Here is a 12,659-nt window from a genome sequence, read left to right as displayed (position 1 = left end):
TTTGTCATAGGTCAATAATGATCGACGGAAAAACCGCTAACGAAATTTTTGACAGTATCCGTCAACATGTCACTACAGGCACGCTGGCAGCAGGCGAAACGTTGCCGCCAGTGCGGGAACTGGCAACGGCATTAAACGTGAACCGCAATACTGTCGCGGCGGCTTACAAACGCCTGGTCACCTCCGGGTTGGCGCAGAGCCTGGGACGCAACGGCACGGTGATTAAGGGGATTACTGCCCCTGTTGCGCTGGAAGGTGGTAATCCGGATACCCCGCTTATCGATCTTTCCGGCGGTAATCCAGCGCCCTCGCGTCTTCCTGACCTGAGTAGTTATTTCGCGAAGATAAATAAGAATCCGCGTTTGTACGGCGATGCCGCTGTGTCACCAGGGCTTAAGGTATGGGCATCACAATGGATGCAAAATGCAATGCCCGGCAAGGGGGAAATTGATATCACCAGCGGCGCCATTGATGCTATCGAACGGCTACTGTGCGCCCATTTACTGCCTGGTGATAGCGTTGTCGTAGAAGATCCATGCTTTTTGAGCAGCATCAACATGCTGCGTTATGCTGGTTTCTCCGCCAGTCCGGCCAATGTTGACCACGAAGGCATGCTGCCGGACCAACTGGAACTCGCGCTACAGAAAGGCGCGCGGGCAGTGATTCTGACACCGCGCGCGCATAACCCGACAGGATGCAGCCTGAGCGCTTCACGCGCGGCGCAATTGCAGGAGATCCTGGCCCGCTACCCGCAGGTGCTGGCGATCGTCGACGACCACTTTGCGCTGCTATCTGCTTGCCGCTGGTATCCGGTGATTGCGAAGGAAACCACGCACTGGGCGATTGTCCGTTCGATGTCAAAAACGTTAGGTCCGGATTTACGCCTGGCCATTGTGGCCAGCGATCCGCTCACATCCGGGAAACTGCGTTTACGGCTCAACTCCGGTAGTCAGTGGGTCAGCCATCTGCTGCAGGATTTAGCCTGCGCGTGCCTGAGTGACGAGACATATCAACACACACTGGCACAAACGCAGCAGTTTTACGCCGTCCAGCAGCAAAAGCTGAATACGGCTCTGCGCCAACATGGCATTGAACTGCCCGTCGGTGACGGTCTGAATCTGTGGTTACCGCTGGCAGATCACAGTCAGGAGATCGCTTTTGCGCTGGCAAAGTCCGGCTGGCTGGTTCGGGAAGGCGAAGTGTTCGGCGTCAACACGCCTGCCCACGGCCTGCGTATTACGCTGTCAACCTTAACTGACAGCGACATTGATAAGCTGGCGGCTGATATTCATCAGGCGCTAAAACGCTAACAGGAGAGAAAAAGTGCGAGTTCATTTTGTTATTCATGAGTCTTTCGAATCTGCTGGCGCGTATCTGCCGTGGGCCGAATCACGCGGCTATAGCGTCAGTTGGTCGCGCGTTTATGCCGGAGAAGCGGTTCCTGCAAACGCCGATGATTTCGATATGTTGGTGGTGTTTGGCGGTCCGCAGTCACCACGAACCACGCTGGCAGAGTGCCCGTACTTTGATTCTCAGGCCGAGCAGCATCTGATCAACCAGGCGATTGCGGCACGTAAAATTGTGGTGGGGATCTGCCTGGGTTCACAGTTAATCGGCGAAGCGCTGGGTGCGAAGGTGTGCCAGAGTCCGGAAAAAGAGATTGGTCACTACCCCATCGTTCTGACCGAAGCCGGTCAACAGCACCCGCTGTTCAGCCATTTCGGCTCACCGCTTACCGTCGGTCACTGGCACAACGACATGCCAGGATTAACCGACCAGGCGACCATTCTTGCTGCTAGCGAGGGCTGCCCACGACAAATCGTGCAATACGGTAATTTTGTTTATGGTTTTCAGTGCCATATGGAGTTTACGGCTGATGCTATAGAAGGGCTTATTCAACACTCCGAACAAGAACTGGCGGAAGCTAAAGGCAAGCGTTTCATCCGTTCCGTTGAAGAGATGCGAGCATGGGATTATCAGCAGATGAATGAGAAACTGTGGCAATTCCTTGATAAGCTTGTGGAAAAACGTAACGATTGATTATGCCAGGCCGGATAAGACGCTTTACGTCGTCATCCGGCGCTCGTGCCGTACGTTTGCCTGATAGTGCTATGATTATCAGGCCTGAAAACTAAATCCCTAATCCCTGGTTAAAGTGCTCTTCGCCAAACACGCCGGTTGAAAGGTAGCGATCGCCGCGATCGCAGATAATCGCCACCACCACCGCTCCCGGGGTCGCGCGCGCCACACGTAACGCCCCCGCTACCGCGCCACCAGAACTGACACCACAGAAAATCCCTTCGCGAACGGCCAGTTCACGCATGGTGTTTTCCGCATCGTTCTGATGAATATCCAGCACCTCATCCACCAGCGAGGCGTTAAAAATGCCCGGCATATATTCCGCAGGCCAGCGGCGAATTCCCGGAATACTACTGCCCTCTTCCGGCTGCAGGCCAACGATAGTGACCGCTTTTTCTTGCTCACGCAGAAAACGCGACACACCGGTAATGGTGCCTGTCGTTCCCATACTGGAGACAAAGTGGGTAATACGACCTGACGTCTGCTGCCAGATTTCCGGTCCGGTGGTAGTGTAATGCGCGTACGGGTTATCCGGATTATTAAACTGATCCAGCAGCTTGCCTTCTCCACGCTGCGCCATCTCAAGGGCTAAATCGCGCGCGCCTTCCATCCCCTGCTCTTTGGTGACCAGAATCAGCTCGGCACCATAGGCGCGCATCGCCGCACGGCGCTCCTGGCTCATGTTGTCTGGCATCAGCAGCTTCATGCGATAGCCCTTCAGCGCGGCGATCATTGCCAGCGCAATTCCGGTATTACCGCTGGTCGCCTCAATCAGCACGTCGCCTGGCTTAATTTCTCCGCGTTTTTCCGCTTCGACGATCATCGACAACGCGGCGCGGTCTTTCACCGAACCTGCGGGATTATTGCCTTCCAGCTTGACCCAAATTTCACTACCGTTATCCGGCGCCAGACGTTGTAATTTCACCAGAGGCGTATTGCCAATTGTTTGTTCTAATGTGTTCACGTTTTCAGCTCAATAAAAATGCCGGGTGGCGCTGTACTTACCCGGCCTACAGGTCATGCTGCACCTGGTAAGCCCGGTAAGCGCAGCGCCACCGGATGATAACTATACGAATTAACCTATCAGGCGCTTTGCGCCAGGGCAAGTTCCTCTTCCCGCGTTTCAATACGCTGGTCGCCGTTATACAGGCGCGCATTTTGCAACCCGACAAACAGACGTTCGCCGCGGCCAGGGGAATCATCGCCCTGCATGACTACCGTCAACGGTTCGTTATACCACCCCAGGGGTTGCACAACTAATTGGGTGTAGTGTCCTTTCGGGCTGGCTTCCAGCACTTGTACCGGCAACGGCGAATCCAGGCTGGTACGACGGCTCACGTCCACTTCCCACGGGCGCAGGAACAGATCCACCGGTCCCTGGTAGCCAGGCGTATAACCCAGCGGCCAGCGGTGTGCGCCCACATGGAATTGGCCGCCACGAATCGTCCCCTGCAGGCGGTTAACCTCACCCATAAATTCCAGGACGAAACGAGTAGCCGGTTCGCGCCATACCTGATCCGGCGCATCAGCCTGTTCGATATGACCCTGACTCATCACCACTACGCGGTCTGCGACTTCCGTTGCTTCTTCCTGATCGTGGGTAACAAACACGCTGGTAAATTTCAACTCTTCATGCAACTGGCGCAGCCATCGACGCAGCTCTTTGCGCACCTGCGCATCAAGCGCGCCAAACGGTTCGTCGAGCAGCAGGATCTGCGGCTCTACCGCCAGCGCACGCGCCAACGCCACGCGCTGTTTTTGCCCGCCGGAGAGCTGTGCCGGGAAACGGTCCGCCAGATGAGCCAGTTGAACCATTTCCAGCAGTTTGGTCACTTTTGCTTTGATGGCCGCCGCATTCGGGCGCTCACGCCGTGGCAGGACCGTCAGACCAAACGCGATATTGTCGAAAACGGTCATATGACGAAACAGCGCATAGTGCTGGAACACGAACCCCACCTTACGGTCGCGGGCGTGCAATCGGCTGACGTCGGTACCGTGAAAACGGATATGCCCGCTGGACTGATGCTCCAGCCCGGCAATAATGCGCAGCAGCGTGGTTTTGCCCGAGCCGGATGGCCCCAGCAGCGCGACCATCTGACCTGAAGGAATATCCAGCGAGATATCGTTCAGCACCTGGGTGCGACCAAAAGACTTCTTAATATTGGCAATCTCAATGCTCATGATTTTCCTCCTGCTGCGCGCGTTTTTCCTGGTTCTCCAGACGCCATTGCAACATGCTCTTCAAAAACAGGGTAATAATCGCCATCAGCGTTAATAGCGCCGCGGCGGTAAAGGAGCCGACCGTGTTGTAGTCCTGCTCCAGTAATTCAATCTGTAGCGGCAGCGATAAGGTTTCGCCGCGAATCGAGCCGGAAACCACTGACACCGCGCCAAACTCACCAATCGCACGGGCGTTGGTCAACACCACACCGTACAGCAATGCCCAACGGATATTCGGCAGCGTAACGCGGCGGAACATCTGCCAGCCGGATGCACCCAGCAACACAGCCGCTTCATCTTCATTGCTGCCCTGGCTTAACATCACCGGCACCAGCTCACGCACCACAAACGGACAGGTCACGAACACTGTCACCAGCACCATCCCCGGCCAGGCAAACATAATTTGCAGGTTATGCTCATCCAGCCACCCACCAAGCGGGCCGTTAGAGCCGTAAAACAGCAGATAGACCAGACCGGCGACTACCGGCGAGACAGCAAATGGAATATCCAGTAACGTCAGTAGTAGTTGGCGTCCTGGGAAGTTAAAACGGGTCACCAGCCAGGCCAGCAACACACCAAACACCAGGTTCACCGGGACCGCAATCAGCGCAATCAGCACCGTCAGCCAGATGGCATGCAGCATGTCCGGATCCGCCAGGTTCTGTAATACCGGCATTAATCCCTTGCTGAACGCCTGCACGAAGATGTAAATCATCGGCACCAGCAAAATAAACGCGGAGACCAGCATGCCCGTGCCGATCAGAAACCATTTCCCCCAGTTGATGCGGGGTGCGCCATAGCGTTTCAATTGGGTAATGTCTGCCATCAGTGACCTACCACACGTCGACCAAAGCGACTTTGCAGAGTGTTAATTGAAAACAGCAGCAACAACGAAGCCCCGAGGATCACAGAAGCAATCGCGCTGGCGGCCGGGTAGTCAAACTCCTGCAAGCGAACAAAAATCATCAGCGAGGTCACTTCCGTTTTCCATGCGATGTTTCCGGCGATAAAAATAACCGCGCCAAACTCACCGAGGCTGCGGGTAAACGACAGCGCAACGCCCGCCACCAGCGCAGGAGACAGCTCCGGCAGCACTACTTTACGGAAACTTTTCCAGCGCGTAGCACCGAGCGTTTCAGCTGCTTCTTCATATTCCGGGCCTAACTCTTCCAGTACCGGTTGCACGGTACGCACCACAAACGGAATGCTGGTAAAGGCCATCGCTACCGCGATACCGAGCCAGGTGTAGGTCACCTTGATATCCAGCTTCGCCAGCCACTCGCCGTAGAAGCCATTAACCGAAAACAGTGACGCCAGCGTCAGACCTGCCACCGCCGTAGGCAGTGCGAACGGCAGGTCCATCAGCGCATCCAGCAGCGTACGGCCCGGAAAGCGATAGCGGGTTAAGATCCACGCCATCAGCAAACCGAACACGCCGTTAAAAATCGACGCCACAAACGCCGACAGCAGCGTCACTTTATAAGCCGCCACCACCTGCGGATTGGTAATCACATCCCAGTATTGCGCCCAGCTCATTTGCGCCAGTTGCATCACCAGCGCGCTCAGCGGCAGCAGCAATATCAGGCAGACAAACAGTAAGCTGGTGCCCAGGCTCAAAGTGAACCCGGGCAGCACGCGTCGGGAAGAAACAGCAAACATTTACTTACGCCCCGCCGCCAGCAGTTTGTCCAGCTCACCGCCGCTGACAAAGTGCGTTTTCATCACTTCAGGCCACGAGCCAAACTTATCTTCCACACGGAACAATTCGGTCTGCGGGAATTTATCTTTCAGCTTGTCCATTACCTGCGGGTTATTCACGCGGTAGTAGAAATCGGTAATGATGGTTTGCGCCTGCGGGCTGTACAGCCAGTTCAGGTAAGCTTTCGCCGCTTTTTCAGTACCGTTGGCCTGCACATTTTTATCTACCCAGGCCACCGGGAACTCCGCCAGAATGTTGACCTTCGGCACCACCACTTCGAAGCCCTGGTCTTCGTACTGTTTACGGATATTGTTCACTTCCGATTCAAAGGTAATCAGTACGTCGCCCAGACCGCGCTCCACGAAGGTGGTAGTTGCACCACGACCGCCGGTATCAAATACTTCCACGTTTTTCAGAAACTGGGTCATGAACTGTTCGGTTTTAGCTTTATCCCCACCGTCCGCTTTATCTGCCGCGCCCCACGCAGCCAGATAGGTATAGCGTGCGTTACCGGAGGTTTTCGGGTTCGGGAAAATCAGCTTCACGTCCGGGCGAACCAGATCGTTCCATTCGTGGATATTCTTCGGGTTGCCCTTACGCACCAAAAACGCCATGGTGGAATAGAATGGCGAACTGTTATTCGGCAGGCGGCTTTGCCAGTCGGCAGGGATCAGCTTGCCTTTGTCATGCAGGATCTGCACGTCGGTCACCTGGTTATAGGTCACGACGTCAGCTTTCAGCCCCTGCAAAATCGCCAACGCCTGTTTTGATGACCCGGCATGAGATTGTTTAATCGTCAGTTTGTCGCCGCCGTTATCCTTCGCCCATTGCTGTTCAAACGGCGGATTAAGGGCGGCAAACAGCTCGCGGGAAACATCGTATGAACTGTTCAGCAGTTCCGTTGCCTGCGCCTGCCCCACCAGCAACAGCATGGCTGCCAGCGTCAGTGTTCTTTTTTTCAGTAAGTTAACGGCCATTGCGCACCCTTATAAATTAAATGACTTTCTTATGGTCATCATATTTATAACCAGTGCTAAAGGAGTAACGGTTTTATATACCGTTTGATGATTTGAAAGTTGAAAAGAGAATAAGGGGTACCTCCTCCCCAGCACATGGGGAGGAGACCGGCATCAATCAGACGCCGACGCTTACGCTTTCAGGCAAAGTGCTGCCGCCATCAATCACGTTTTGCGTGCCAGTTAAATAACTGGACTCATCCGATGCCAGGAACGCCGCCAGTTCACCGACCTCAAGCGGGCAGGCCAGACGACGCATCGGGATCGCTTTCGCCATTTCGACTAAAACGGATTCAGGATCTTCCGGGTTAGACTGACGCGCAATGCTTTCCGCCATCGGCGTACGAACGTAGCCAGGGCAAATGGCGTTCACGCGAATGCCGGACTGCGCATATTCTACCGCCAGGGATTTGGTCAAACCGATGATCGCGGCTTTCGACAGCGCGTAGGCCGTTTCGCCCGGGTCAGCAACCATATCGCCGGTCACCGATGACATCATCACGATGCGCCCATCTTTGCGCGCAATCATCTCCGGCAGAACGGCTTTCGTCACGTTCCAGACGCCTTTAATGTTGATATCAATGTGGAAATCGCGATCTTCATCGCTCATATCAAGGAAATTGCCGAGGCGGCATACGCCGGCATTGTTCACCAGAATATCGATTTTGCCTTCAATCTGCTTCGCGCGCGTCACCGCTTCCTTGACCGACGCAAAATCTCTGACGTCAGCGTGAACAGCTGTGCAACGGTGCCCTCGCCCAGCCAACTCATCCGCCAGTTTTTCAATCTCATCGGAGATATCCAGCAGGATTAAGTTCGCACCATGGCGGGCAAACGTTCTGGCGATACCCTCGCCAATACCCTGAGATGCGCCCGTAATCAATGCTGTTTTGCCCGTGAGTTTTCCCATTTCAATATTCTCCTTTTGAATATGAAGCCTTCACTTCATTCACGCAGAAGATACAGCAATAACAAATTAGTGCTGAGGAATAGCTCACTAAATCAGGTTAATCTCAGGTAAAAAAAATCCCCGACGATGCGGGGATGTCTATTTCGTGGCCGATAACAGGATTAGCTCACCATTACAGCGCCATTAAACGGTCCAGCGACGGTGCATAGTAATAGCCGCCGGTTACCGGTTTGGTGAAGCGCAGCATCGCATCACGCTTACCGTCAGTGTCACCAAACATGCTCAGCAATTGTTGTTCAATGTTGTACAGACGAGCGCAGTAGGCGCAGAAATAGAGACCATGCGTGCCGCTGGCAGTACCGTATGGCAGGCTCTGGCGCACAATTTTCAGCCCTTTACCGTCTTCTTTGAGGTCAACACGGCTCAGGTGAGAGGTGACCGGACGGTCATCACCGTCGATCTCTTCGTTGGCTTCCTTGGTGCGACCAATCATCATTTCCTGGTCATGGATGCTCATGCGATTAAGCTGCTTCAGGTTATGTTCCCAACGCTGCACAAACACATAGCTGCCACCGGCATCCACACCATCTTTGATAACGGCAACTTCACGGCGCGTTTCTTCGCCTGCCGGGTTTTCCGTACCGTCAACAAAGCCGCTGAGATCGCGCTCTTCGACCCAACGGAAACCGTGGATTTCTTCTTTAACTTCAATACAGTCGCCAAATGCTTCCATTGCCGCCTGCGCAACGGAGAAATTCACGTCATGACGCAAAGAGAGAATATGGATCAACACGTCATATTGGGTTGCTGGTGCCAGACCTTTACCGTAAGGGATAAAGTCTTTTAACTCTTCAGCACCGACGCCGCCGCTCAATGCACGCCAGGTGTTGTTGCCAAAAGCGACAACCGCGCCCAGATGCGCATCCGGGAACTTAGCTTCAAAGGTCGCCAGCTTATCGGCGAAGGTTTTGCTGGCCGCACGCAGGGCATCAACGTCGCCTTTAACATTGGCTTCAATCCAAATCGCCGCACGGCAATGTTCTGGCAAAATGCCACTCTGAACCTGAGACATTGTTCCTCCTGAAAAAAAGATGCCACGACATCGTGGCATTGATGGGCGCTATTCTACCTGTTTTTTTAACAAGCCGATTTGTTCAGACGCAAATTAACGCCGCCAGATAATTTTGCTTACTTTCCACGCTTTCAGCGTGTCGTCAGACGGCATTATATCCTCAGGCCCGCTCCATTCACCGGAAAAAATATAGCTAATATGTTGACTTCCTTCAGCTTTACACTCAACGCCCGCGCTGTCATCTCCGGTTGCTTTTTGGCAATTACCGAAAGCTTTAGTGTAAAGGTCGCTAAACGGTGTACCGATTTCGACACCCGCGGCTGACGAAATATCGTGATCTAATACATCAATACGACTGATGGTTCCCTGGCTGCCGTTGATGACTATCGCCAGCTTGTCGTCTTTCATCGCTTCATAGAAGCGCACCACATTACCGTTATCGGTCTTCATTCCGCTACGCAGGCGGTAATCGCCGTCCAGCGCATCAGCAATGGCTTTTTCATCCAGCGGCGTAGCGCCTGTTAACGCTCCGACGCCCTGCTCTGTGACCTGCGTTGAAGAACCAAACCAGTTCCACGGATTGGCGGCAGACCAGTTCACCGAGGACAACGTTGAACACCCGGCCAGTAGCAGCGGCATCGCGCATAAAGTCAAACGCAGTGATTTCATTTCACTTCCTTCCTTATTTATCAACGGTGCTTGGAGTCCGGTTTCCCCAAAAAGTGCCGTTATTCTTTCTCAAGGGAAAAACAGGCACGCAGACGTTGATTGGTTAACAGCCAGATCAGCGCGACGATATCCGCCACCAGCAGCGCCAGCCCGACGCCGTTGAGCGGATCGCCTGCCAGCCACATCACCGGCTGCCAGCACAGCAGCACCAGTTGAGCGAGAATCAATAATCCTCGCAGCCAGCGCCAGATCACCGGAAACGCAAAGCGTCGCCCGCTGAGTAAAAACGCCAACACGGCGGGAACGCCGGGAAGCAACCCCAGCCAGAATGCGTCATGATCGGGATAAAACAGATTCAGTAAGGTGTTGCCCTGCTCACGGGAAGAACCGGCAATCACAAACAAAACCCAGGTGCGTGCCTGCAACAGCAGGACGCACCAGAAGAGAAAAGGCAGGCGCAGACGCCCATGACCATCATAGTCGGCCGGATGAAACTCAGTACTCTTCATCTTCGATCAAACGCTTGCCCAGATTGAGTACATCCGCATGTTCATAGCCCAAACGTTCATACATGCCCTGTACGACGTCGTTATCGTCACGCACCATGATTTGAATCTTCGGACAACCGCGGGCAATGAGCTTTTTCTCCAGCCGGTTGAGCAGCGCATTGGCGATGCCGCGACCGCGAAACTCAGGATGCACGCCCAGGTAATAGGCGGAACCGCGATGCCCGTCGTATCCGCCCATCACCGTGCCGACCACCTCGCCGTTCACTTCAGCAACGAGGAACAAGCTGACGTCATGATTGACTTTACGTTCGATGTCCATTTCAGGGTCGTTCCATGGACGCAGCAAATCACAACGCTCCCAGAGGGTGATCACCTCTTCGAAATCTTCCTGGCGAAAAACGCGTATTTCCATGGTATTGGGTACCTTTTCAGGACGTTAAAAAGCGATTATGGCGCGAACGGCTGATTTAGCCAATATCTGACGCGAAGCGGCGGAAAAAATGGCATAATACGGAATTGTCACGTATTGAAATGAAAAGTAAAACAATTCTTATCTCGATCCGTCGCAACGGACTACGCGATACGATATAACGTTTAGAACCTTTTTTTTACAACTCAGGCCGTATGAGCACTTTTAAACCACTAAAAACACTCACATCGCGCCGCCAGGTGCTGAAAGCCGGGCTGGCCGCCCTGACGCTGTCAGGCATGTCACAAGCCATCGCTAAAGAAGAAGCGCTAAAGACCAGCAATGGACACAGCAAACCGAAAGCGAAAAAATCCGGTGCTAAGCGCGTTGTTGTCCTTGATCCGGGGCACGGAGGGATTGATACCGGCGCAATTGGTCGCAACGGCTCGAAAGAAAAGCACGTTGTGTTGGCTATTGCCAAAAACGTGCGCTCGATCCTACGTAACCAGGGGATTGATGCACGCCTGACCCGCTCCGGCGATACGTTTATTCCGCTCTACGATCGCGTCGAGATCGCCCACAAACATGGTGCCGATCTGTTCATGTCGATCCACGCCGACGGTTTTACCAATCCGAGCGCTGCGGGTGCTTCGGTCTTTGCCTTATCCAATCGCGGTGCCAGTAGCGCCATGGCGAAATATCTGTCCGATCGTGAAAACCGGGCCGATGAAGTCGCCGGAAAGAAGGCCACTGACAAAGATCATTTGTTGCAGCAGGTGCTGTTCGATCTGGTGCAAACTGACACCATAAAAAACAGCCTGACGTTAGGCTCGCATATTCTTAAGAAGATCAAGCCGGTACACCGTCTGCACAGTCGCAGCACGGAACAGGCCGCCTTCGTGGTGCTAAAATCACCTTCGATTCCGTCGGTCCTGGTCGAAACCTCGTTCATCACCAACCCGGAAGAAGAACGATTGCTGGGTACGGCGGCGTTTCGTCAGAAAATCGCCACCGCTATCGCCAATGGCATCATCAGCTATTTCCACTGGTTTGATAACCAGAAAGCACACTCGAAGAAACGTTAACCATGAAGCCCGATGCACAGCGCGTAAAACAGTTCCTGCTCAGCCTGCAGGATGAGATTTGTCAGCAGTTATCCACCGTAGACGGCAGCGAATTTGTTGAGGATAACTGGCAACGCGAAGCGGGCGGCGGCGGGCGCAGTCGGGTGTTGCGTAACGGCGGTATTTTCGAGCAAGCAGGCGTCAACTTCTCCCACGTCCACGGCGATGCAATGCCGGCCTCGGCTACCGCGCATCGCCCGGAGCTTGCCGGGCGCAGCTTTGAAGCGATGGGCGTCTCGTTGGTGGTGCACCCGCAGAATCCCTACATTCCAACCAGCCATGCCAACGTACGGTTTTTTATCGCGGAAAAACCGGGGGCCGATCCCGTGTGGTGGTTTGGCGGCGGCTTTGACTTAACGCCCTACTACGGCTTTGATGAGGATGCGGTTCACTGGCATCGCACGGCGCGGGATCTGTGCCAGCCGTTTGGCGATGACGTTTATCCACGTTACAAAAAGTGGTGCGATGACTACTTCTTCCTCAAGCACCGCAACGAGCAGCGCGGCATTGGCGGGCTGTTTTTCGATGATTTGAATACCCCTGATTTCGACCACTGCTTCGCTTTTATGCAGGCAGTAGGTCAAGGTTACACCGAGGCGTATCTGCCCATCGTCGAACGCCGCAAAATGATGAGCTGGGGCGAGCGCGAGCGTAATTTTCAGCTTTATCGTCGTGGGCGCTATGTGGAATTTAATCTGGTGTGGGATCGCGGCACGTTGTTCGGTTTGCAAACCGGCGGACGCACGGAGTCGATTCTGATGTCGATGCCGCCGCTGGTACGCTGGGAGTATGACTGGCAGCCGGAAGCGAACAGCCCGGAAGCTGCCCTTAGCGAGTTTATTCAGGTCCGCGACTGGGTGTAATTGCCTGATGGCGCTACGCTTATCCGGCCTACAACAAAGGCAAACCCGTAGGCCGGATAAGACGCGTTAGCGTCGCATCCGGCACAATA

Annotated in this window: 14 protein-coding genes; 4 read left to right on the top strand and 10 right to left on the bottom strand. The window is 54.2% G+C overall.

Annotated elements, in window-relative coordinates; translation table 11 throughout:
• The first annotated feature begins 17 nt into the window (after window positions 1–17).
• Together ptsJ and GHC22_RS06865 are read left to right on the top strand one after the other, a co-directional pair.
• Window positions 18–1,310, top strand: coding sequence for a transcriptional regulator PtsJ (gene ptsJ / locus GHC22_RS06870; RefSeq protein ID WP_153752519.1), 1,293 nt, complete (start codon window positions 18–20; stop codon window positions 1,308–1,310).
• Window positions 1,311–1,323: 13 nt separating this feature from the next.
• Complete coding sequence (locus GHC22_RS06865) at window positions 1,324–2,040, top strand: type 1 glutamine amidotransferase (RefSeq protein ID WP_071446817.1); 717 nt, start codon at window positions 1,324–1,326, stop codon at window positions 2,038–2,040.
• 91 nt (window positions 2,041–2,131) lie between these two features.
• On the opposite strand, the gene cysM is transcribed toward GHC22_RS06865, so the two are convergent.
• From cysM to GHC22_RS06815, 10 genes are all read right to left on the bottom strand, one after another.
• Window positions 2,132–3,043 (bottom strand): cysteine synthase CysM, encoded by a 912-nt coding sequence (cysM, locus tag GHC22_RS06860; RefSeq protein WP_003835014.1) that lies wholly within the window; start codon window positions 3,041–3,043, stop codon window positions 2,132–2,134.
• Window positions 3,044–3,162: 119 nt separating this feature from the next.
• Window positions 3,163–4,260, bottom strand: coding sequence for a sulfate/thiosulfate ABC transporter ATP-binding protein CysA (cysA, locus tag GHC22_RS06855; RefSeq protein WP_048234762.1), 1,098 nt, complete (start codon window positions 4,258–4,260; stop codon window positions 3,163–3,165).
• Complete coding sequence (gene cysW, locus GHC22_RS06850; RefSeq protein WP_003038064.1) at window positions 4,250–5,125, bottom strand: sulfate/thiosulfate ABC transporter permease CysW; 876 nt, start codon at window positions 5,123–5,125, stop codon at window positions 4,250–4,252. Before cysW ends, cysA begins: the two co-directional genes overlap by 11 nt.
• On the bottom strand, window positions 5,125–5,958 hold the full coding sequence (gene cysT / locus GHC22_RS06845) for a sulfate/thiosulfate ABC transporter permease CysT (RefSeq protein ID WP_153752517.1): 834 nt from the start codon (window positions 5,956–5,958) through the stop codon (window positions 5,125–5,127). The genes cysW and cysT overlap by 1 nt, the downstream gene beginning before the upstream one ends.
• Window positions 5,959–6,975, bottom strand: a complete 1,017-nt coding sequence (cysP, locus tag GHC22_RS06840; RefSeq protein WP_003835019.1) for a thiosulfate/sulfate ABC transporter substrate-binding protein CysP — start codon at window positions 6,973–6,975, stop codon at window positions 5,959–5,961. It lies immediately after the preceding gene.
• A 157-nt stretch (window positions 6,976–7,132) separates the two neighbouring features.
• Window positions 7,133–7,924, bottom strand: a complete 792-nt coding sequence (gene ucpA, locus GHC22_RS06835) for an SDR family oxidoreductase UcpA (RefSeq protein WP_003835020.1) — start codon at window positions 7,922–7,924, stop codon at window positions 7,133–7,135.
• A 172-nt stretch (window positions 7,925–8,096) separates the two neighbouring features.
• The gene (gene yfeX, locus GHC22_RS06830; RefSeq protein WP_153752515.1) at window positions 8,097–8,996 is read right to left on the bottom strand and encodes a porphyrinogen peroxidase; all 900 of its coding nucleotides are present in this window, start codon (window positions 8,994–8,996) and stop codon (window positions 8,097–8,099) included.
• 93 nt (window positions 8,997–9,089) lie between these two features.
• Complete coding sequence (locus GHC22_RS06825; RefSeq protein WP_048215807.1) at window positions 9,090–9,665, bottom strand: RpoE-regulated lipoprotein; 576 nt, start codon at window positions 9,663–9,665, stop codon at window positions 9,090–9,092.
• Window positions 9,666–9,724: 59 nt separating this feature from the next.
• A complete protein-coding gene (locus tag GHC22_RS06820) occupies window positions 9,725–10,174 on the bottom strand; it encodes a DUF2919 domain-containing protein (protein WP_003835027.1) in 450 nt (149 codons plus the stop codon).
• Window positions 10,161–10,586, bottom strand: coding sequence for a GNAT family acetyltransferase (locus GHC22_RS06815; RefSeq protein WP_003038048.1), 426 nt, complete (start codon window positions 10,584–10,586; stop codon window positions 10,161–10,163). Before GHC22_RS06815 ends, GHC22_RS06820 begins: the two co-directional genes overlap by 14 nt.
• Before the next feature lie 212 nt (window positions 10,587–10,798).
• Here GHC22_RS06815 and amiA point away from each other — a divergent pair, with 212 nt between their 5' ends.
• A complete protein-coding gene (gene amiA, locus GHC22_RS06810) occupies window positions 10,799–11,668 on the top strand; it encodes an N-acetylmuramoyl-L-alanine amidase AmiA (protein ID WP_003038046.1) in 870 nt (289 codons plus the stop codon).
• Between the two features lie 2 nt (window positions 11,669–11,670).
• Window positions 11,671–12,570 (top strand): oxygen-dependent coproporphyrinogen oxidase, encoded by a 900-nt coding sequence (gene hemF, locus GHC22_RS06805; RefSeq protein ID WP_048224960.1) that lies wholly within the window; start codon window positions 11,671–11,673, stop codon window positions 12,568–12,570.
• Window positions 12,571–12,659 lie beyond the last annotated feature (89 nt).

The sequence above is a fragment of the Citrobacter sp. H12-3-2 genome, from assembly GCF_009649895.1.
GTDB lineage: Bacteria > Pseudomonadota > Gammaproteobacteria > Enterobacterales > Enterobacteriaceae > Citrobacter > Citrobacter portucalensis.
This window is presented reverse-complemented; position numbering and strand designations above follow the sequence as displayed.

Excerpts from the sequence above, each read along its gene's own strand:
- ptsJ (WP_153752519.1), top strand. The coding sequence starts at position 18 with ATGATCGACGGAAAAACCGCTAACGAAATTTTTGACAGTATCCGTCAA.
- cysA (WP_048234762.1), bottom strand. The coding sequence starts at position 4,260 with ATGAGCATTGAGATTGCCAATATTAAGAAGTCTTTTGGTCGCACCCAG.
- cysW (WP_003038064.1), bottom strand. The coding sequence starts at position 5,125 with ATGGCAGACATTACCCAATTGAAACGCTATGGCGCACCCCGCATCAAC.
- cysT (WP_153752517.1), bottom strand. The coding sequence starts at position 5,958 with ATGTTTGCTGTTTCTTCCCGACGCGTGCTGCCCGGGTTCACTTTGAGC.
- cysP (WP_003835019.1), bottom strand. The coding sequence starts at position 6,975 with ATGGCCGTTAACTTACTGAAAAAAAGAACACTGACGCTGGCAGCCATG.
- ucpA (WP_003835020.1), bottom strand. The coding sequence starts at position 7,924 with ATGGGAAAACTCACGGGCAAAACAGCATTGATTACGGGCGCATCTCAG.
- yfeX (WP_153752515.1), bottom strand. The coding sequence starts at position 8,996 with ATGTCTCAGGTTCAGAGTGGCATTTTGCCAGAACATTGCCGTGCGGCG.
- GHC22_RS06825 (WP_048215807.1), bottom strand. The coding sequence starts at position 9,665 with ATGAAATCACTGCGTTTGACTTTATGCGCGATGCCGCTGCTACTGGCC.
- GHC22_RS06820 (WP_003835027.1), bottom strand. The coding sequence starts at position 10,174 with ATGAAGAGTACTGAGTTTCATCCGGCCGACTATGATGGTCATGGGCGT.
- GHC22_RS06815 (WP_003038048.1), bottom strand. The coding sequence starts at position 10,586 with ATGGAAATACGCGTTTTTCGCCAGGAAGATTTCGAAGAGGTGATCACC.
- amiA (WP_003038046.1), top strand. The coding sequence starts at position 10,799 with ATGAGCACTTTTAAACCACTAAAAACACTCACATCGCGCCGCCAGGTG.
- hemF (WP_048224960.1), top strand. The coding sequence starts at position 11,671 with ATGAAGCCCGATGCACAGCGCGTAAAACAGTTCCTGCTCAGCCTGCAG.